This is a genomic window from Pleionea sediminis (assembly GCF_007570825.1).
Classification (GTDB): domain Bacteria; phylum Pseudomonadota; class Gammaproteobacteria; order Enterobacterales; family Kangiellaceae; genus Pleionea; species Pleionea sediminis.
The window spans coordinates 71,217-92,204 of the sequence record NZ_SUNB01000008.1; the positions used below are offsets into that span (position 1 = coordinate 71,217).

Consider the following 20,988-nt stretch of genomic DNA (forward strand, 5'->3'; position numbering starts at 1 on the left):
AAAAACTTCAAATCTCAATACACATTTCATATTTGGCTTTTCCTTTTGGTAATCAAATTAAACAAGTTCACTTTCTCATACATTCCTTCAATAGGATATGAAATACAAACTTGTGAAATTTCACAAAATCGCAAACTTATGAAAATTATTTCAAGTCAATTTCATAATTTCATAGCGCATTTTCGATTACTTTCTCACTGCGTTGCTTGAGGACGCATTTCAACTTTAATGGTTTTAAGCAATGAACAACCTAATAACTAAAAAAACAAATCAAAACATTTGATGCCTTTTTACAACTATAAAAATTTGGAGAAATTATGAATATCAAACAGTTATTTGCATTGAGCGTCGGAGCGTTACTGTCGACATCTCTATTAGCAGTTAATAAACTTGATATTACTGATGAAGTCGTCACTAAAATGGACCTTCAATCAGCAGATGATGTTACCGTTATCGAACAAGTTCCAACCAAAGAATTTACCACATCGGGCAATATCGCGAGTCAAGGCTATGCGACTGCGCAGTCTACCTTTCCTGGATACAGTGCCAGCAACATTAATGATGGCGATAGAAATACAACCGTTGGAGGCAGTTACAGTTGGGCAAATGGACATACTTATGCTCCTGATGGTCGATTACCAAACTGGGTGCAATTAGCGTATCGAACTGAGAGGACTTTTTCAAAAGTCGTTCTTTATACTAGCCGTGGTTATGAACTGAAAGACTACGATATTCAAATTCGTAGTGGACGTAACTGGATTACTGTCGTTCGCCAGCGAGGGAACACTAACGTTTCTCGTGTTCATACTTTTAGACCTACGTCTGGAAATGTGATTCGAGTGATGGCGCTTCGTGGTCCAGATAACCAATACATTTACGGTCGAGTTAACGAACTGGAAGTTTATGAGTCAGCCGTTAATCTTGCTCGAAAAGCGAGAGCTTCAGCTCAATCTTCTTTCCCGGGTTATAGCCCAGCAAAGGTTAATGACGGTGACAAAAATGTTCGTGTTGGTGGTGCATACAGTTGGGCAAATGGACACAAGTATACGCCTGATGGTCGTTTACCTCAGTGGTTACAATTGGACTTTGGTCGGTATGAAAGAATTTCAAAAGTCGTTCTTTATACCAGTTTAGGCTATGAGATAAAGGATTACGATATCCAAGTTTGGAATGGCAGAAGCTGGAATACTGTCGTTACACAACGTGGAAACACCAGTGTGAGAAGAACACATACTTTTGCGCCCGCCATTGGGTCAAAGTTACGGGTCATTGGCCGACGAGGTCCGGATAATCAATACATTTATGTTCGAGTGAATGAGCTAGAAGTGTATTAAGGAGAAATCGTTTCTTCGACAGGGCAGATTTGCAATCTGGCTAATCTGCCCTTCTTTGCTCCACTTTCATAAAGAAGACGTTAAATATACTTAACCTTTGAAAATGCGCAGTAACTTTTTCCACCAACTCAATTTATTCGATTGATGTGTGTCGACCTCTAACACTCGAGATACAGTTGAAAGGGGATCGTCAGAGGGACTTTGACTTGTTTTCTTTTCCTCTTTAAGATTATCTTCTTTAACCACGGCTCCATTATCAACGCTAATTTTAGTAGGTTCATTCACAGACGAACTGAGCTCCTCCCCCATATCAATTACTTCAAAGTTGACAGGCATGTCTTCGATTTTTTTACCCGATTTAATATGGCTTAGGTTATTTAGCATCACTTGATGTATTGTTTTTAACTCATTTTTCATAGATTCAGGTAGTGCTTCAGACTGACGCATGACCTTAATATCATCAATAATGCTTTCAATTTTCAGTCTTACTTGTTCACGGACCTGGGTTTCCTCCTCCTTCAACTGATCAATTTTCGAATAGAGAGCTTCTTGAGGAATTGGAAGAACGAGTCTTTGAGTCACCACACCTCGTTCATGTAAAACCAAACGCAAAGCAACCGCTAATTCTGTTCTTTGCTTAAATCCATCTAACAGAGTTTTTATTTTCTTTAACTCTATCTCTAGTGATTCATCAGAAATATTTTTAATAGCGCCATAAGATAGAGAGAACAGTTTAGCAACTTGTTTTGATACAATGACATCTAACTTACTAAGTTGTTGCTCAATTTCTGGTGTTGTTAAAGCAGTTTCCTTTTTATTGAGAACTTTTAAATAGCGGTAGCATTGTTTCGATATTCGCTGTGATGGCTTTGCGAGCTGTAAAACATCCTGCATCGCAGACTCTTGTCTAACAATTTGCTTTGCAAAACGTATAAGTTGCTCAAGAGCTTTACGCTTCCTTCTTATCAGCTCTAGCTCTTGTTGTCCGGTATTGTCAATTTGAGTCATCGCATCTATTTCCGAATCACCCTAAAAAAGAGTTTAGCAAAATTAGCCTTATGCTCTCAGTATAATGTGTATTTGAACGATGAAGCATTCTTCAATCGAGATTCTACAGAAAATACAAAAATGCATCGACAACTAACCCCTATTGTATGAATCAAATTTTATTGCTCTTTGGATGTTGAAATTGCAATCAGTTGATGCTCTACAGACTTCTCTATATTCTGAGCTAACAAAGTATCAACCTGAGCTTCATTTTTCACATTAATATTTTCGAGATAAACCCAACAGTTTCTACCAAGCTCTTTTCCATGATACAAAGCTAAATCCGCAAGACTCACCAACTTAGTCCAATCATCAATATTTTTTGTGTCGATGAAAGGAAAAGCCACGATACCGACGGTACACGTGACGTTTAAAGAGAGTTCACCATGATTTAAAAGAAATGGGCTATTATTAATTGCCGACAATAATCGAGTCGCCAGTAGTGGAATTTGCTCATCCTCGGTTACCCGAAAAATACAAATAAACTCTTCTCCTCCCCAACGTACAAACAAATCGGTACTACGAATTAAATGATTTATACGTTGCGCCATTTCCTTTAACACATCGTCACCAACAGCGTGACCAAAAGTGTCGTTAACTTTTTTAAAGTGATCGACATCGAAAATACAGAATAAGAGCTTCGTTTCATGGTCCATTAGATTGGCTCTTTTAACGAAAGATAACTCTCGTTCAATGTTATGCTCAAAGAATCGTCTATTTCCTATCTTAGTTAAGGAATCTCGCAGGCTCATCCTTTCGAACTGATCAGCCATTTTCTTCTTATGTCGAAACTGTATATAAATAAGCGCGATGACAAAAAGGAAAATTACAAACATCGCAATAAACAGCTTACTACGATTCTCATGCTTTTCATCAATTGCCCGTCGTAGTTGTTTTTGTTGTTCCAAAACTACTGACTTCAGCTCAGACTCACGCTGTAAACGTTTCATTTCAACATTTGAAGCCGTCTGACTGATCTGATTTTTAAGCTTTTTCTCGAGTTTATTTTCGAAGATATCCCTTAGCTTTTTTAAACCATAGAGCTGCACGTCTTTGTTCGAATTTTTAGACAGAACCTTAAACAAATGAATTTGAACTTCCAATGCCGTATCAGGTTTAATCATCATGCAATCGGTTAAGTTGACTTCGGGATTCCAGGATTGTTCAGCTAACCTTCGATAGCAGGCAAGGTATTGATCAATCGTTGCGTAGCCATCACGTTCTTTCTCTGCTCTGGCATACAATTCTTTGGCTTTTTCTATTTGCTGAGTTTGTGCTGCAGCATAAGCCGAAAAACTGAGCGCATTAGCACTAATGTCGCTGTTAAGATCGAATAATGGTTGAAAAGCATCTAGTGCACGATCGTACTGTTCTAAGTGAAGCAAATAGGCAATACCTGAATTAAACTCAGAAAGAATAATGCTTCTGTTAATTGTATTAATTACATTGGGATCAGTTGCGTCTTCTTTTTGTTCATACATTGATTTACGAAACTTCTTCATTAAATCTATACCGCGCTTTACATACTCATCATTACCATGTGCAATGTAGTTAGTTGCAGCATCAAACATAATTTGATTAAGTAATGATGTGTTTTCTGACGATACAGAGATTAAAGCTTCTTCATAATAGGCAAAAGCAGTCGCAATTTCACCTCGTTGTGACATCCACCAGGCGAGACGGTTTAGAAGGAAAGCCTTATCATTAAGGTCATTATTCTTAACCGCATCGGTAATGATTTGCACAACCTTTTCTTCCAACAATGCCGACTCTTCACTTTCGGCAAAAGCACAGTGGGCTCGATATAGATAATCATTCTCTAGTGGCGGTCGTGATAAACAATATTCAATGGCATCCTTACGATTTCGATAATTAGTCAAGAACAACACCAGTTCTCGTTGGAAAAAATAACGCTCTACACCTTCTGCTGCATTGCGCAATTTTCGCTTTAGAAGAGCTTCTTTCTCATCGCGACTTTTGCTTGGCAAGTCCCCTACTCGGGCTTCAAACGCAAGTACATCTCTAAAAGTAAATATTTCGGCCTGGATAGCATAGCTAGCAACTGCGAAAATTAACGTACACAATAAGATAGAAATAGGATGAGTAGTCATTAAACCTTTGATATTTATTGTTTTTATTTGCAAAATACACAACTAAAGACAAATCAGAAAATACAGTTCCTAGCTTTCAGAATAGACCAATTGCGCTAATAATTAAAATACAAAAGCAACCGCTTTTTCGCTACATTTCTTTCTTATGAGACATATGTTTAATGACGAATTTATGAGCGAAAGTGTAGTTTTAGGGCAACCTATCAGTAGAAGAGAGCTTATTTCATGAGCCCAAAGATCAACCAGCTTGTTTATGATTTGCCCACTAGACTGTTTCACTGGCTATTCGCCATCAGCTTTATCATTGCCTACACGATTGTGAAAACTATAAATGATGAATCGATCGTTTTTTCATATCACATGATATTTGGGCTAATGCTGGGTTTCTTAATTGTCTTTCGAATTATTTGGGGATTTATCGGTAGCCTGCATGCTCGACTTTCAGACTTTGCCTAGAACCCTAAAATTCTTTGCAAATATCTAAAAGACATTCTGATTGATAAAACTGAACTTTGGATAGGTCACAATCCGGCATCAAGTTGGGCCACTTTACTCATGTTACTAATTGGGCTAGGTCTAGGGATGACCGGGATCACTATGACTTCAGGGGCAGGTAATAAAGTTATCAAAGAAATCCATGAATTACTGGCGAATAGCTTTATCATTATTATGGTACTGCACTTAACAGGTATTGCTATTCACACGATAAAACATAATGATCCTATCGGTAAAAGTATGATCAATGGCCAAAAATGTGTTTTTACTTTCCAGTCAACGAAAATTCCTGCTCATCGACTTTCAGCAGGGTTATTTTTAGTGATGGCCGTTTGCTTCGGAACTTATCTTTTGGTTAAATTTGATACGGAAAGCAGAACTTTATCATTCATAAATCTTAAACTTCACCTATCAGAGCTGGAACAGGACAAGTTTAAATACGATATAGATAAACGCTAAAGTATAGTGGCGATTGAATTATTAGATTACTTGGAAATTGGAAGTAACAAATTTGACAAAAAGTGTCATACGGGGAAGTAAAAGTTTCAAAAAGTTCAAAAGGAGCATACAAAAAGAATTAAATTACTTTGCATTAACAGGTCTAAATGCATTGTCTATACAATAACGGCTTCTACTACCTACTCTGAGAACTCTCCATAGAAAGAGTAACCGTTAAATGTAGTTTACAGACTTTTAAGACACATCTGCCGATTCAGCTCAAAATATCGATTGTCTAAAACTCATACCTTTGAAATATCAAAACTCGAAATTTAATATCTCTTGTCTTGACCGATCAATCAGCAACGACTTATACAACATTTGAATTGGTTAATATTAATACTCAGGTGTTTGTAAAAATACGACCTTTTAAATGATCAATCCCTGTTCGACACAGCTTATAATTGGCTGTAAAAACTTGCATCAATCTTTTATTCGGTATTTAACTGACTCTCCAATGCTCTAATAATAAATAGTAAGGACATTAGTAAACCTATGAAAATATTTAAATTTATATTCAAAATATCTTTTTGTCGCCCAATTTAAAAGGTTTGTCGTCCAATTTAAAATCGAATTCTAACTTTGAAGATATAATTTTCCTGAATTGTTTGAAGAGCTTTAAATATTTATGTTCCAGGAATAAGAACCTTGATAGCGAGCCAATGACTAAGCGATTAGCAATAAACACCTCTCGGCGATACACATAAATTAGAAGCAAGTCAATAACTAAAATTATAAAAAGACAATACGAAAAAAAATGAAAAAAAGTACAAATGAGTTTCTCAAAATAACTCATGGTTTGATATTTCTTACACTACTAATATTCTATGTTGAAGATATTTGGTTATTTGAACTCGCTTCCACGTATTCTTATAAAATAATCATTTCAAACGTCTTGCTCCTGATACTTCTGTTTCTATTTGTTTTGATAAAGATTCGAAGAACGACTAAAAACTTTGATATTGAAGTAGCACTTCGAGTAAAAACAGAACAAATATTGAATGAAAAACAAACTATCGAGGCTATGTTTAGGCGTCAATGCCAACAATTTGAAAATTTATCCCATGAATTAAAAACTCCTATCGCAATAATTCAAGGTCGAGCTGCTCACTCCATGGCAAAAGAGTGCTCAAAAGAAATTAATAAAACTCTCAGTGTAATTGATGAAGTTACACATCAAATTACGTCAATCATTAGCAAATTGACGGAAAGTACGAAAAATGGTTATTGTCTCACCGAAAATACTTATGAAAATTGTTCAGTATCTTTATTAACTGAACATATTCTGGAAAAAATTCAGCCTTTGGCTAACATAAAAAAGATAACTCTAACCTCTACTATTACACCCGATATTCAACACTTATGCAATCCACAGCAAATAGAGAATCTTTTCGTCAATCTAATTACAAACGCGATTAAATATACACCAAAACGGGGATCTGTGGGTGTCCAATTAATCGATTTGAATAATGAATATCAATTTATCGTTGAAGACTCGGGCATTGGCATACCGGATGCTGAACTTCCATTAATATTTAGACGCTTTTATCGATGCTCCAACATAACCCCTCCTGTTCAAGAAGGTTCTGGAATCGGTTTGGCGGTTGTTAAAGAGATAGTAGATACTTATAAAGGTAACATTAAAGTAGAAAGTAGAATCGGCTCTGGTACAAAATTTATTGTTTCCTTTAACAAATATTTAGAATACCTCGAATATCAGAGAGACGAATTAAGTTCATACGCAACAAATTTTGAAACCGTTAATACAAATACAGTCCATACACAAAGTGACGATACGAAGAACTTTAATAAACTACTGTATCTGCATAAATTAAACTCGAGTAAGCATAAAGTAATGATTGTCGAAAACAACTATCAGATGCTCGCCTTATTACAAGAACAACTAGAACCATTTTACAATGTCATAGCTGTCGAAAATGGTGAAGTGGCAGCCAAGGTTTCCTTAGTTGAGCAACCCGATATCGTTTTATCTGACATTAATATGCCTAGAATGGACGGATTTAGATTACTGGACACACTTAAAAATCACCCTGCAACGAACCACATTCCAGTTGTTCTTCTAACTGGAAAATCCAATATTTCAGACAGAATCCGTGGATTCAAGAAAAGTGCAGATGCTTATCTAACCAAACCATATGACGTAATTGAACTTCGAGAACTTTTAAATTCTCTAATAATTAACCGAAAGATCACCTTGTCTCATGCCAAAGAATCAGACTCAAAAAGCATTAAGCAAAACCAGCACCTAACATCAAAGAATAAGTCTTCAATGGAACGTAGTATAGATTACATCAAACAAAACTATATGAACCATAATCTAACTATTCAAAAATTAGCTGCAGAAGCTTCTCTTTGCGAACGCCAACTCCTTAGAAAATTTAAAGATACATTTGAAAAATCCCCTCGAGATTACCTTAATGATTACAGGCTCGACAAAGCTCGACCTCTCATATTACAAGGTTTAAAAGTATCCGAAGTAGCGGCTAAGTCGGGATTTTCTTCACCAACTTACTTTTCAAAACAATACAAAAAGAAATTTGGCCACCCTCCTAAAAATGACAACCCTAAAAAATCTCGTATTTATGAAGAAACTCAGTTGGGCTACTAGTCAATTTCTTATGCATACTATGGATATGCTCGATATATTTGATACCTCAGACTACTTCAGTTCGAAATCGTTATCCACCGTGATATATTTTTTTTGGACCCACCCAGAGTTTTCAAAAAGTACTTTATAACAACTTTCACTTTCATCTATAACCCATACCATTTGCCCTCGACTTAACTCGTTACCAAATGAAAAAATATTCCCTTGACTCTCTATACGATCACAGGCCTCTATTATCTCTGCAAGCCTGTAACAAGATTCATCCATTACATTTGATTTTTCTTGTGTTTTTATTTCTTTCAAAATATTGATCCTAAATTTGTAGCATACAGCTAAACACGGTAAGCCAAAGGCATCACCGTTATGAATAATCATTAATAGTTCTACGATTAGTAAACGAGGAGTGTATCAGGAATGAATTACCACAGATAATAAAGAAATTGAGCCTGTGGTTAAGATAACAATATTAAATATAATAATGTTTCAAGTGTCAATCATAAATTCACTTTTATCTAGTTTTAAAATTGGCGGTATAGCTTAACTTAAAATTAAAACATCTTTTTGATTTATCTTTAGCTTTAAAAATAGCCAATCAAAACTCTAGAGTAATCTTAACGAGATTTTACAAAATACTAATTTAACGCGATGCACAGATAAAACATTAAACTAAAAACGCATCGGCTAAGATGATTCTATTCTCTCATCAAAAAATGTTCAGAATATAAATAACATTTGCAAACTCTCTTTTACCTATCACGCTCTTTAGATTATAAGCATTTAGATTAAACAGATGTACTTATTCTTATCGGACATTTTCATACACACAACGGACATTATCCTAACTCTTTGTTTTATCAAATTAAAATTAATGTAAGTTCAGTCAGGCAGCAAACCAAACATATAAATATTAATTCGAGGGGGATTTAGAATGGCTGAACAATTAATAACAAAACTTTCCGTTAAGGGTTGTAACCTTTCTTCAGTCGGTCGAGGTGTTACAGCGATTACTAATTATGATATAGCCGCTTCACTTGCATATGGTAACTTACCTAAACTGACTTATTACTACGCTCGTGCAAAATATTGTGAAGATGTTTTAGCGTCTCAAAATTTACTCGTATTACTCAATGAGACAGTTCGTGAGAAATTGTGCGATCTAAATTTAAAATTCAATAATGAGATTATTGCAGGCATTAGCAAATTGATGCTTATCGAAGCTGTTTTTGGTAATCAGTGCAAAACGTGTGATGGCTTGGGCTACGCGATTGAGGAGAATCAAATTGAAGTCTGTAGTCGATGTTCAAGCACCGGCATCAATAAGCTAAGCCAACGCAAACGAGCAGAAATTGTTGGAGTATCACTATCTAAATGGCATCGAGACTACGATAAATACATTCCTGAGATTTATCAATCCATTCAGAATTTACAAAGAGACGTTATTAAACACGTTTATTATCAAGTAAACGGCGAAGATTAAGGCTATAATATATGGCCGGATTCTTAGCTTTACTATTGTGTAACAGTAAAGCTAAGAGCAAAAAGTTTTCTTTCAATATATTTGCTATATCTAACTTGAGCAATATTCCACCAAGTAGATAACTTTAAATTCCAGCTGAGTATTTCATTTAATAAGGCCAATCATTTGATTGATATTTTTTCTGCATGCTTCTATTTAAAGAAGGCTGTATCATCCAATGTCGATATAGCTACTGAGTCCATCGAAAAATAGAGGCATATTTTTTCATAATGGTTAACTCATATACGTCGTCAATTGCTCTAGTCGCCATACCGTAACAAACATGTAAAGGCAATAAATGCTCTTCTCTGGGATGACAAAATCGAGCAAAAGGCGCTTTATCCCAGTGAACCAGTTTTAACTCCCGCTCTTTCTCATAAACATTTTTGTCGCTTACTGTATCTCTCAACCATTGCTCAAACTTGTAATTTTTTTCTTTCGCTAATGCGCTTTCTCTGGAAAAAAACTCATGCATATTATGAAAAGAAAAACCAGAACCGATGATCAAAAGGTTATCCCAGTCCAATTTTGCCAGTGACTTTCCGATATTGACATGCAACTGTGAATCAAGAGAGTTGACCAATGATAATTGCACACATGGTATATCTGCAGCTGGATACATAATTTTAAGTGGAACAAACATACCATGATCAAATCCTCTATGATCATCCACTTGAGCATCGATCCCTTGATTCACCAAATTTTTTTGAACAGAGTGAGCCAAATTAGGCTCACCGGCACAAGGGTAACGTATAGAATAAGATTCTGCAGGAAAGCCATTGTAATCATAAATCAGTCGCGGATTTTGAGAAGAGGTTACTGTTGGACTCCCTTCCTCCCAATGAGCACTGATTACTAAAATTGAACTTGGTTTTTCAATTTCCACAGCGATACTTTTTAACTTACTCACCATTTCTTTATGATCTAAATCACCTAATAAAGGCAATGGTCCACCACCATGTGAAATATATAGAATGGTACGCATGTCTTATTCACTTTGACAGATCGTTCTGATTTAATAAGTTATCCACAATTATAGTGGATAACCATGTGCACAAAAAAAATACTATTGAAGTCTCAACAAATAGTGACAGAACCTTTTTTCTGTTTTTTTTCATTTTTATAATTGGAGCATTCATGTACAAACCTACTGTCATTATTTTCTTCGACAATTTGAGCAACTATAAGTAGCTTTATGACTAAAAACTCACAACAAAAAACATCTCATATTAAAATACAAAACTAATATCAAGCAATTAACCACCTAATAATTAAGGTTAATAAACCAAATACTTTATTTAAGGTTTATTCTAAGCACCTACTTTTATTAAGACTACTGATATAAACCAAATTCCTATTGTTAAAACTCGTAATTTCTCGATTAATTGAAAAAAACAATTGGTATCGACTAAACTTATATTGTGTTCAAAATCGACTCATTAGACAGTTTGATTTTTTCTTGACAAATATTAATTGTGATTTTGTAGTTTTTCTTTTGAATCATTACAGGAGAATCTTTATGATGTGCCCTACTAAGGAAAGTCAAACATTCTTAGCAGGTACTGACGTATTGATCGTCGATGATTCATTAATGATTCGCACATTGCTCAATGATTTGCTCGCTCATTTAGGTATGAATATTCACCTAGCAGCGGATGGAAACGAAGCACTTGAGCTATTTAAGAAGAAACATTTTGACTTAATATTAATGGATCTCAATATGCCTAAGCTCAATGGAATTGCTACGACTGTTCAATTAAGAAGTAAAGGTTGCTCTTGTCCAATCATCGGAATCACTTCGGCTTCAGATTGTGAAATAGAAAAGGCCTCTCAACTCGGTTTTAATGCATTTATTGAAAAGCCAGTCGATGCAACTATTTTGGTAAACAAAATAACGAATATTCTAAACATTAAATAGTACTGATATTATTTACAACTAGATTCATAATGACGTTATTTTCATTTTATAAATTTTATCCTCATATTATCTATTTAATCACAATTAATTGCTTATTTATGAAATCCCCGCCAAATACCTAATCAGTCAAAGCACATTAAGATAAACATTAGTTGCCAACGAGCCTTAAATCGATAAAAGTATGAAGCTCTATCGAATTCAAAATAATCGGTAAGCTAGAAGTTACATCTGAAGACTTCTTAGAAGGAATAAACTCATTTGACTATGCAAAGTACCCATGCGAGGAACTCACTATGGCAGGTTTATGCAATTAACCAGCACAAAATAATTCGAATCGATCAATCACAAAGACCCGACAAATAAGTATTTACGTTACGGCATTTATTTTTCAATGCCGACCCCGAGTATTTCACAACAATTTTTGCTGCAAAGCATCAAACCCATTGATTTGATAACAATTACTATTTTGTGATGGTTAATTTCATTGAATGAATCATTACAGTTCGCGTCAATTGCCCGTTTCAATTGGTTAACGAAAAACGGTCCAAGTCCAGTGTTTAAACACCCGAAAAAAGGCGAACTCTCTTCATTTAAGAGTCTCGGACGTACTAAAGCTGGACCAATATTGTTCAACTTAAACTTAAAGTATTCAGACTAACGCAACTTCTTGATTAATTGCATTATTAGTGGCAGAGTGGTGAATTATTCTCTTCAATAATAGTTTTGAGTGGTCTGATGGGTATCTCAAGTTTTAAACAAAGTAAGAGTTTATTTATTCTGTTGTCGGCGGTATTTAGTAGCAGTCTTTTAAGTCAGGAAATGGTGCCTCTTAATGGAAGTAGATTGATTGCTTCATGCAAAGAGTTCACTTCCACAAAAACACCTAATATTTGTGCTGCTTATTTACAAGGATTCTTGGATGCATCTCCGCATGTTATCGAAAAAGGTCAATTGCCATCAGAATTTGTTATAAGGGCCATTAAAACTCGTATTCCCAAAAACGATGTAACGAGTCAAGCTATTAATAATGCAAAATATTGTATTCCAAAAGAGAAAACAATTTTCGAGCTGGCAAAACATATCGCAGATGTTAACTACAGTTCCCAACATCACCGAATGGCGAACTCTCTTGTAGTGTCAATACTCGATACTAACTATCGGTGCGATCTTTAAGCGCAAAATAAAAAGTTTATCTATTATTTACTAATAGAGATATTGTTTAAAGAGGTAGCTATGCGTCACACCATTAGTATCACACTAGTTCTAAGTATTTTATGGATTGTAAATTCAGGATACTATACACCGTTGCTATTGTCATTTGGCTTGATATCTGTCTTATTTGTTGTGTGGATAGCTCATCGAATGGATGTGGTTGATCACGAAACATTGCCCATTCACTTGTCTGGAAAACTTCTAGCCTATTATTTTTGGTTAATGAAGAAAATTATTATTAGTAATATCGATGTGGCGCGTCGAGTATGGCAAATCAACCCCGACTTATCACCAAAGCTAAAAAAGCTCGCAATAACACAAAAAACAGACATGGGACGAGTCATTTATGCGAACTCGATTAACCTGACGCCAGGCACCCTCTCCGTTGACTTGAAGAACGATTATGTTCTTGTTCACTCATTAACCTCTGATGGAATTAAAGAGTTGGAGCAAGGAGAAATGGATCGACTTGTGACCGAGCTGGAGTAATTGAATCAATGGCATTGATAATAACAACAATAACGCTTCTAGTTGTCATAGCATTGGCATTAATTCGTGCTTTTGCGGGTCCGACGGTTTTTGACCGCATTCTTGCCGGAAACCTCATCGGTACAAAAGTTGTCTTAATCATCGCCGTAATGGGATTTTTATTTGGTCGCCCTGATTTTTTGGACGTTGCTTTGACTTACGCGCTTATTAATTTTATTAGCGTTATCGGCGTATTGCGCTTTGTCGAAATAACAAGACGCTCAAGAGAAGAGGATAAAAGCTAATGGAACTTATCGTCAGTATCATTAGCGGAGTCTGCTTGCTCGCTGGTTCATTTTTAGTTTTGTCTGGTGTAATCGGCGTTATTCGCTTTCCCGATTTTTACACGCGAATTCATGCGGCAGGTGTGACAGAGACTTTAGCGGCGAGTTTAATACTCATCGGATTAATGCTGATCGCAGGCTGGGGAATCGTATTACTAAAACTTATTTTAATTTTACTGTTAGTACTGTTCACCAGTCCGACGGCCAGCCATGCTTTAGGAAAAGCTGCATGGAAGTCAGGATTGAAGCCGACTAACTTAAAGCAACGTAACGAAGATCGAAACTGATCTTCGGAGGTTAACGTCATCGACATTGTTATCAATATTACACTGCTATCGATACTGCTATTAACCTCTCTATTTATTGCCAAAAGTAGAGATTTATTAGCGGTCACTATGTTGTTTAGTATCTACGGTCTTATTTCGGCCAGTTTTTTTATGTCGATGGATGCCGTTGATGTTGCGTTTACTGAAGCAGCAGTCGGTGCTGGCGTATCTCCCCTATTAATGCTTGCTACCTTAGCCAGCGTTGGTCGCTATCAGAAAAAACCAACCGATCCCGAAATACCGAAAGTGGCTCTTTTGCTTGTTATAATCACTGGCATCCTGTTAATTATTGGCACACTTGATATGCCAGCCTTTGGGGCCGCAGACGCACCAGCTCACCAACATGTTGCCCCACGTTACATTAAAGAGTCTCCTGAAGAAATCGGTATCCCCAATATGGTAACTTCGGTATTAGCGAGCTATCGAGCCTACGATACGTTAGGAGAGGTGGTTGTTATTTTTACTGCCGGAATCGGAGTGTTGTCATTACTGAATTTTCGACGTCGACGTCGCAACATTCATTTGATTGATGACATAATTGCAATTGACGAACATAAGATTCTTCGAATCGTATCAAAAATTTTAATTCCTCCTATTCTTATTTTTGGTCTCTATGTTCAATTCCATGGTGACTTCGGACCTGGCGGAGGGTTTCAAGCAGGAGTGATTTTTGCGGCAGCTATAATTTTATACGTGCTGTTCTTTGGTGTTAAATACGCGCACCAAGTTGTGAACCAAACTTTTGTAAGAGTTTTCTCCGCTATTGGAGTTTTATTGTATGGAAGCGTCGGTGTGGTGTCTTTACTCAATGGCAAAAATTTTCTCGACTATCACGTTTTAGCGGAAAATCCAACGACAGCCCAGCACATCGGAATACTCGTTATTGAACTGGGTGTCGGCATAACCGTCGCTTGTGTAATGATACTCATTTTCTTCTCGTTCATTGAGAATATTGAAAAAGTAATACAGGAGCTGCGTAAATGATACTCGATCTTTTTAATTATTGGGTGGTGATCGCTTTAATGATGATTGGTTTTTTCATCGTCATTGCACGTGGTAATTTAGTAAAAAAAATTATCGGGTTAAATATTTTTCAAACCTCGGTATTCATTTTTTATATCAGTGCCGGGAAAGTCAATGGCGGTACCGCACCGATTGTTGTCGAAGGTGCTAAGTTATACTCTAATCCGTTACCTCATGTATTAATTCTGACAGCGATTGTCGTCGGTATTGCCACGACAGCTTTAGCATTGTCGTTGGTGATTCGAATCAAAGCCAATTATGGATCGGTTGAAGAAAGCGTTATTTTAAAACAGGATAAGCTGTGATTAGTCATCTCCCTATTCTACAGGTTATTATACCTTTATTGGGTGCGCCTGCTTGTTTGTTATTAAACAGACCCAATCTCGCCTGGCTGTTTTCCATTTTAGTTTCAGTACTCACATTAATCACAAGCATCGCTTTATTGATGCAAGTCCAAGCACAGGGTACGATTAGCTACATGCTCGGAGGATGGGAAGCACCTTGGGGTATTGAGTACCGAATTGACTTTATTAATGCATTTGTTTTAGTGATTGTCTCAGCACTAGGGGCTATAACTTTAATTGCCGCCAAAGATGGAATATCAAAAGAAATTGCAGAACCAAAGCAACCTTTATTTTATGTTTCATTTTTGTTGTGTCTTGCTGGACTGTTAGGAATAACTGCAACCGGTGATGCGTTTAATATTTTCGTGTTTTTGGAAATCTCCTCGTTAGCGACTTACACATTAATTGCAATGGGTGATGATCGTCGAGCTCTATGGTCTTCTTATCAATACTTGATCGTTGGCACCATCGGCGCGACCTTTATTCTCATAGGAATCGGTCTTATGTATATGATGACCGGTACGCTCAATATTCATGACCTTGCTGAGCGTCTTCCCGCTGTCACTGCATCAAATGCCGTTTTGGCTTCCTACGCATTTATTTTGGTTGGCGTCGCTTTGAAATTAGCCTTATTTCCTCTGCATTTTTGGTTACCCAATGCCTACACTTATGCACCGAACATCGTAACCGTGTTTCTTGCCGGTACAGCAACTAAGGTTGCAATTTACTTACTCATACGTTTTAACTTTGATGTTTACGAAATTTCAGCGCCTCAGTTTAAATACATGATTAACATGGTATTTATCACTCTTGGTATCATGGCTGTTATTATCGCTTCATGGACCGCTATTTATCAGACTAACATTAAGCGTATGTTAGCTTATTCCAGCGTCGCACAAATTGGTTATATGATATTAGGCTTCGGATTAGATTCTGTATCAGGGCTACAAGCGAGCTTGCTTCACTTATTTAATCATGCGTTGATGAAAGGAGGTTTATTCATTGCTTTGACAGCCGTTGCTTTAAAACTCGGCAAGGTCGAGCTAGACGACCTTAATGGTTTAGCAAAGAAAATGCCCTGGACATTTGCTGCATTTGTAATTGGCGGTTTAAGTTTAATAGGTGTCCCATTAACCGTCGGGTTTGTTAGCAAGTGGTACCTGGTCGTCGCAGCTGCTGAACAACAACAGTGGTACATCATTGGTTTCGTTTTATTGGGTTCATTACTCGCCGTTATTTATATTTGGCGAGTCGTTGAAGCCGCCTGGTTTAAACCTCCCAAAGAGTTACAGAATGCTGCGGGAAATGTTACAGCAACGACAAGCAGAGAAGCTCCAGTTTTAATACTCATCCCGTTGTGGATTTTGATCTTGGCAAACATTTACTTTGGTATTGATACCCGTTTTCCAGTGTCCATTAGTCAGCAAGCAGCACAGCTATTATTTGGGGGAGCATAATGGAAGCTTTCTCAAATGAATTAAATTATATTCTTTTACTTCCACTACTTGCTGTTATTGGAATTTTAATGGCCCGCCGCTGGCCCAATGTACGAGAAGGTGTTTCTATCATCACCGGTATTTTGGTGTTTTATTTCACGTGGCGTGTTTATCAGCAAGTGGCGCAAAATAATATTGTCGAGTTAAAATGGTTGGAAATTCTCCCGGGACTTTCACTGCATTTTAAAGTTGATGCGTTGGGGGCCGTTTTTTCTTTAGTTGCCGGATTTCTTTGGATTATTACAACGCTTTACGCCATCGGTTATATGCGTGGCCATGACGAAAAACATCAAACGCGCTTTTATAGCTGTTTTGCCATTGCGATTAGTGCAGCAATGGGGGTTGCCTATTCAGAAAATTTATTCACACTCTTTGTCTTTTATGAAATATTAACTTTAAGTACCTACCCTTTAGTGACTCATGCTGGAACGGATAAAGCGAAGGAAGGTGGACGTACTTATCTTGGAATTTTAATCAGTACTTCAATCTTTCTGTTTCTTCCTGCAATTATTATTACCTGGGTTGTTGCTGGCACCCTCTCTTTTAGTCAAGGCGGAGTATTCACTACTTCAACTTCAACGATACTAATGTCGTTTTTATTAATACTTTATGTTTTTGGTGTAGGAAAAGCGGCACTGATGCCTATTCATCGTTGGTTGCCGGCAGCAATGGTTGCACCAACGCCAGTCAGTGCTCTGTTACACGCAGTTGCCGTTGTCAAAGCCGGGGTATTCAGTGTTTTAAAAATTTGTGTTTTTATATTTGGTGCAGACGCTTTACAGAATTTAGAAATAACGCAATGGCTAATTTATATCGCTGGGTTTACTATTTTGATGTCATCACTAATAGCCATGCGACAAGACAATTTAAAAAAACGTCTTGCTTACTCGACGATTAGCCAATTAGGTTATGTAACTTTGGGAGCACTTTTAATCAGTCAGTCGGCGGTTGTTGGCAGCACATTGCATATCGTCATGCACGCTTTTGGCAAAATCACCTTATTTTTCTGTGCTGGCGCAATATATGTTGCCCACCATAAAACGCAAGTAAGTGAAGTTGATGGAATGGGAAAAGTTATGCCTTTAACGTTTGCCGCTTTTGGATTGGCTTCACTATCAATTATCGGGCTACCGCCGCTCGGAGGAATGTGGAGTAAATGGTTCTTAATGCTCGGCTCGCTTGATAGCGGCTATTTCTCAATGCTAATCGTACTTTCGATCAGTTCATTGTTGAACATTGTTTATTTGTTAGAAATTCCAGCAAGAGCTTTTTTCAAACCTGCGCCAGAGAATGCCCGTTTAGAAGAGGCTCCTTCAATTTCCGTTTTAGCGATCATGATAACTTCTTTAATGTGCATTGCTATGTTCGTCTATGCCAGTGATCTTCATCAATTTTTACTTGAAGCGGGGCTCGGCTCATGACCACTAACGAAGATAACAAACGTAAATATTGGTTAGACCGTCCAGAAAATGTCACCAAGATTGTTTGGCTACTTTGGGCGCTCTGCTTCATATTAGTCGCAGTCGATTTTATTTATCACAAACATCCTTACTTTAGCTTTGATGGCACTTTTGGATTTTATCCTATCTTTGGTTTTATCGCCTACTGCTTCATTGTCTTCAGTGCAAAACTACTCAGACGTTTTGTAAAACGGGATGAGGATTATTACGATGAATGAGTTTTTATTAAATCCTGCAATTTTAATGATGGCAGGAGGATTACTCGCTCTAACCTTACCCAAACGATTATTAGGGCTATGGGCAGTAATTGTTCCGACATTATCCCTTTTTTGGTTCCTTTATTTACCCGAAGGTGAAAGCGGACAGTTAACTCTTTTGGGTATGGAATTAATTACTTTACGAATTGATCACCTCAGTTTTATCTGGACTGTCATTTTCCATATTGCTGCTACGCTGGCTGGCTTATATGCTTGGCATGTTAAAGACCGTCAACAACAAGTTTCCGCTCTAATTTATTCCGGTGCTGCCATTGGTGCTGTTCTAGCAGGCGATCTAGTTACACTTTTTATCTACTGGGAATTAACGGCCTTATCTTCCGTTATGCTTATCTGGGCATCTCGCACTGAGGCAGCGAATCGCGCTGGCTTCCGATATCTTGTGATTCAAGTGATTTCGGGATTACTTCTCATGAGTGGCGCTTTAGTGATTTATCAAACCGGCGGTTCACTAAAGTTTGAACACATTGGACTCGAAGGTTTATCAGGCTGGCTGATATTTATTGCCTTTGGTATTAAATGTTGCTTTCCTTTATTGCACAACTGGATGCAAGACGCTTATCCTCAAGCCACGGTTACCGGTACTGTCGTACTTTCCGCATTTACAACCAAGCTCGCCGTTTACTCTTTAGCACGAGGCTATGCCGGCGAGGACATCCTGGTCATTATCGGTGCCACGATGACAGCATTCCCAATTTTCTTTGCGGTTATTGAAAATGATTTACGTAGAGTATTGTCTTATAGCTTAAACAATCAACTCGGCTATATGGTTGTGGGTGTTGGAATCGGAACTGAACTTGCAATCAATGGCGCAGCAGCCCATGCCTTTGCCCATATTCTTTATAAAGCTCTATTATTCATGTCAATGGGCGCTGTACTTCACCGAGTCGGCACAATAAAAGCCAGTGAACTTGGAGGACTCTATAAGTCTATGCCCTGGACCACCACGTTTTGTATCATCGGAGCGTTGTCCATTTCGGCTTTTCCACTTTTCTCAGGCTTTGTCACTAAAGCCATGATTTTGACCGCGGTTGCCGGTGAAGGCCAATGGATTATTTGGACGGTGTTACTTTTTGCCTCTGCTGGAGTCGTCGATCATTCGGGTATTAAAGTCCCCTTCTTCTCATTCTTTTATCATGACGCCGGACACCGAGTTAAAGAAGCTCCCTGGAATATGCTACTCGCTATGGGAATTACGGCTTGTTTATGTATTGGTATCGGTGTTTACCCTGAACCACTGTACGCCATACTGCCTTATGCAGTTGATTACGCTCCTTATACGACAGCACATGTTATTACACAGTTGCAACTGTTGTTATTTGCTGCATTAGCGTTTACTACTTTAATTCGAAAAGGCTGGTACCCCGAAGAAATTCACTCAACCAACCTTGATTTCGACTGGGTATACCGACGTGTCTTACCAGCCGCTGCTCATTTAATCATTGCAGCGACTCGTCGAACAATAGATACGATTTCTTTATTGCTGTCAAAGCCTGCTATTATCATTGTAAAACGAGTTGCCAATAATTCACTGGTGAGTACAATCGTTACAGGAAACCCATCAACGGGAGCCATGGTAGGCTGGATTTCGATACTTCTTTCTCTATTTTTAATGTTGAATTTTATATAGCCCACAAATAAGTTGTGTTTTGTATTCCTAAAGTCAAAGCTCGACTGTAAATTTTCGTACAGTCGTTCTGCCTAACTTTAAAAGTTTTCAATGGAATACTCATAAATAACTCCGAAGAGAGCCCCTAATATTGAAGTTTGCAAATCGTAACCTTAGTGATAAGTGATAACCAAAAACCATATCAATATCCATACGTTATACTCAACGATTTCACAAAACTGTAGAAATGAGAAATTAAAAATATATCGATCTTTCTCGTCGTGCTCGCTCAATATCAAGATCAGTAATAGATTCAACTCCTTTAATTTTCTGCTCGACATAATGGTTTGGTAATTTCATTTCCAAAGCACCGCGCACTACATGTTCGACATACCAGGAATAAGGCTTGAGTGTGTCGTTTATTCTTGTAGCAACGTAAATAAAAGCATCCTTTTTTTCCTGCTCATAATTTTCGATGGTGACGATTTGTCTTTCATAACCATTTCCAAGTCCTTCTACTTTATCTAACAAGTACAGCCCCGATTCTGGAATCTCAAATAAAACACCATAAACTAAATTTTGAATGCCAGGAGACGCTTGAGCGTTGCATTTTGCTGAACCATCGTCACTTTCTTTATGAAAATTCAATTCAAATTCATTTAAATAAAAGCACCCTTTTGCTTTTGCTTGCGGCACACGAGAGCGCATTCTTTTAAGCGACATATTAGAGCCATACGCAAAATAATTGATCAATGACATATCGGATAACAATACCGGTTTATTAATCCACCACGGATAAATATAGAATATTAAACAACTTCTGTTTAGTTAACTCAAGACAGAAATTAACGATAATCGAGAGTAAGACTCCAAAATTTGAGCC

Annotated in this window: 19 protein-coding genes and 1 pseudogene; 15 read left to right on the top strand and 5 right to left on the bottom strand. The window is 37.3% G+C overall.

All coding sequences use genetic code 11. The features are described 5' to 3' along the window. The first annotated feature begins 317 nt into the window (after positions 1–317). Positions 318–1,334 carry a discoidin domain-containing protein gene (locus FAX86_RS20080; protein ID WP_144395288.1) on the top strand — a complete coding sequence of 339 codons (1,017 nt, stop codon included), beginning with the start codon at positions 318–320 and terminating at the stop codon, positions 1,332–1,334. 90 nt (positions 1,335–1,424) lie between these two features. Here FAX86_RS20080 and FAX86_RS20085 read toward each other — a convergent pair whose 3' ends face one another. Both FAX86_RS20085 and FAX86_RS20090 read right to left on the bottom strand, forming a co-directional pair. After that, on the bottom strand, positions 1,425–2,342 hold the full coding sequence (locus FAX86_RS20085; RefSeq protein WP_144395289.1) for a hypothetical protein: 918 nt from the start codon (positions 2,340–2,342) through the stop codon (positions 1,425–1,427). Positions 2,343–2,500: 158 nt separating this feature from the next. Further along, positions 2,501–4,492 (bottom strand): GGDEF domain-containing protein, encoded by a 1,992-nt coding sequence (locus FAX86_RS20090; protein WP_144395290.1) that lies wholly within the window; start codon positions 4,490–4,492, stop codon positions 2,501–2,503. A 225-nt stretch (positions 4,493–4,717) separates the two neighbouring features. On the opposite strand from FAX86_RS20090, the pseudogene FAX86_RS20100 reads away from it, so the two are divergent. Together FAX86_RS20100 and FAX86_RS20105 are read left to right on the top strand one after the other, a co-directional pair. Beyond that, positions 4,718–5,446, top strand: a pseudogene (locus tag FAX86_RS20100) (cytochrome b/b6 domain-containing protein). A 1,036-nt stretch (positions 5,447–6,482) separates the two neighbouring features. Next, positions 6,483–8,114: a hybrid sensor histidine kinase/response regulator transcription factor gene (locus FAX86_RS20105; RefSeq protein ID WP_164503689.1), complete on the top strand. Its 1,632-nt coding sequence runs from the start codon at positions 6,483–6,485 to the stop codon at positions 8,112–8,114. Positions 8,115–8,165: 51 nt separating this feature from the next. Here FAX86_RS20105 and FAX86_RS20110 read toward each other — a convergent pair whose 3' ends face one another. Further along, positions 8,166–8,417 carry an SH3 domain-containing protein gene (locus tag FAX86_RS20110; protein ID WP_144395294.1) on the bottom strand — a complete coding sequence of 84 codons (252 nt, stop codon included), beginning with the start codon at positions 8,415–8,417 and terminating at the stop codon, positions 8,166–8,168. Positions 8,418–9,042: 625 nt separating this feature from the next. Between FAX86_RS20110 and FAX86_RS20115 the strand changes: the two genes are divergently transcribed. Continuing rightward, complete coding sequence (locus tag FAX86_RS20115) at positions 9,043–9,591, top strand: hypothetical protein (protein ID WP_144395295.1); 549 nt, start codon at positions 9,043–9,045, stop codon at positions 9,589–9,591. A 229-nt stretch (positions 9,592–9,820) separates the two neighbouring features. Here the strand turns inward: FAX86_RS20115 and FAX86_RS20120 are convergent, their stop codons facing one another. Further along, on the bottom strand, positions 9,821–10,615 hold the full coding sequence (locus FAX86_RS20120; RefSeq protein ID WP_144395296.1) for a DODA-type extradiol aromatic ring-opening family dioxygenase: 795 nt from the start codon (positions 10,613–10,615) through the stop codon (positions 9,821–9,823). Positions 10,616–11,149: 534 nt separating this feature from the next. Between FAX86_RS20120 and FAX86_RS20125 the strand changes: the two genes are divergently transcribed. From FAX86_RS20125 to FAX86_RS20175, 11 genes are all read left to right on the top strand, one after another. Beyond that, positions 11,150–11,548, top strand: coding sequence for a response regulator (locus tag FAX86_RS20125; protein ID WP_144395297.1), 399 nt, complete (start codon positions 11,150–11,152; stop codon positions 11,546–11,548). A 735-nt stretch (positions 11,549–12,283) separates the two neighbouring features. Then, on the top strand, positions 12,284–12,721 hold the full coding sequence (locus tag FAX86_RS20130) for a Rap1a/Tai family immunity protein (protein WP_144395298.1): 438 nt from the start codon (positions 12,284–12,286) through the stop codon (positions 12,719–12,721). A 60-nt stretch (positions 12,722–12,781) separates the two neighbouring features. Further along, a complete protein-coding gene (locus FAX86_RS20135) occupies positions 12,782–13,249 on the top strand; it encodes a Na+/H+ antiporter subunit E (protein WP_144395299.1) in 468 nt (155 codons plus the stop codon). Between the two features lie 8 nt (positions 13,250–13,257). Beyond that, positions 13,258–13,533, top strand: a complete 276-nt coding sequence (locus tag FAX86_RS20140) for an MrpF/PhaF family protein (protein WP_144395300.1) — start codon at positions 13,258–13,260, stop codon at positions 13,531–13,533. Beyond that, a complete protein-coding gene (gene mnhG, locus FAX86_RS20145) occupies positions 13,533–13,859 on the top strand; it encodes a monovalent cation/H(+) antiporter subunit G (RefSeq protein ID WP_144395301.1) in 327 nt (108 codons plus the stop codon). The genes FAX86_RS20140 and mnhG overlap by 1 nt, the downstream gene beginning before the upstream one ends. Before the next feature lie 30 nt (positions 13,860–13,889). After that, the gene (locus tag FAX86_RS20150; RefSeq protein WP_281286449.1) at positions 13,890–14,882 is read left to right on the top strand and encodes a DUF4040 domain-containing protein; all 993 of its coding nucleotides are present in this window, start codon (positions 13,890–13,892) and stop codon (positions 14,880–14,882) included. Continuing rightward, the gene (locus tag FAX86_RS20155; RefSeq protein ID WP_144395303.1) at positions 14,879–15,226 is read left to right on the top strand and encodes a cation:proton antiporter subunit C; all 348 of its coding nucleotides are present in this window, start codon (positions 14,879–14,881) and stop codon (positions 15,224–15,226) included. The genes FAX86_RS20150 and FAX86_RS20155 overlap by 4 nt, the downstream gene beginning before the upstream one ends. Continuing rightward, entirely contained in the window at positions 15,223–16,722 is a 1,500-nt protein-coding gene (locus tag FAX86_RS20160) for a monovalent cation/H+ antiporter subunit D family protein (protein WP_144395304.1), read from the top strand. The genes FAX86_RS20155 and FAX86_RS20160 overlap by 4 nt, the downstream gene beginning before the upstream one ends. After that, the gene (locus tag FAX86_RS20165; RefSeq protein WP_144395305.1) at positions 16,722–18,182 is read left to right on the top strand and encodes a proton-conducting transporter transmembrane domain-containing protein; all 1,461 of its coding nucleotides are present in this window, start codon (positions 16,722–16,724) and stop codon (positions 18,180–18,182) included. Before FAX86_RS20160 ends, FAX86_RS20165 begins: the two co-directional genes overlap by 1 nt. Further along, complete coding sequence (locus tag FAX86_RS20170) at positions 18,179–18,439, top strand: hypothetical protein (protein WP_144395306.1); 261 nt, start codon at positions 18,179–18,181, stop codon at positions 18,437–18,439. The genes FAX86_RS20165 and FAX86_RS20170 overlap by 4 nt, the downstream gene beginning before the upstream one ends. After that, positions 18,432–20,126 carry a Na(+)/H(+) antiporter subunit D gene (locus FAX86_RS20175; RefSeq protein ID WP_144395307.1) on the top strand — a complete coding sequence of 565 codons (1,695 nt, stop codon included), beginning with the start codon at positions 18,432–18,434 and terminating at the stop codon, positions 20,124–20,126. The genes FAX86_RS20170 and FAX86_RS20175 overlap by 8 nt, the downstream gene beginning before the upstream one ends. A 234-nt stretch (positions 20,127–20,360) precedes the next feature. On the opposite strand, the gene FAX86_RS20180 is transcribed toward FAX86_RS20175, so the two are convergent. Beyond that, a complete protein-coding gene (locus FAX86_RS20180; protein ID WP_144395308.1) occupies positions 20,361–20,864 on the bottom strand; it encodes a gamma-glutamylcyclotransferase family protein in 504 nt (167 codons plus the stop codon). Between the last annotated feature and the right edge of the window lie 124 nt (positions 20,865–20,988).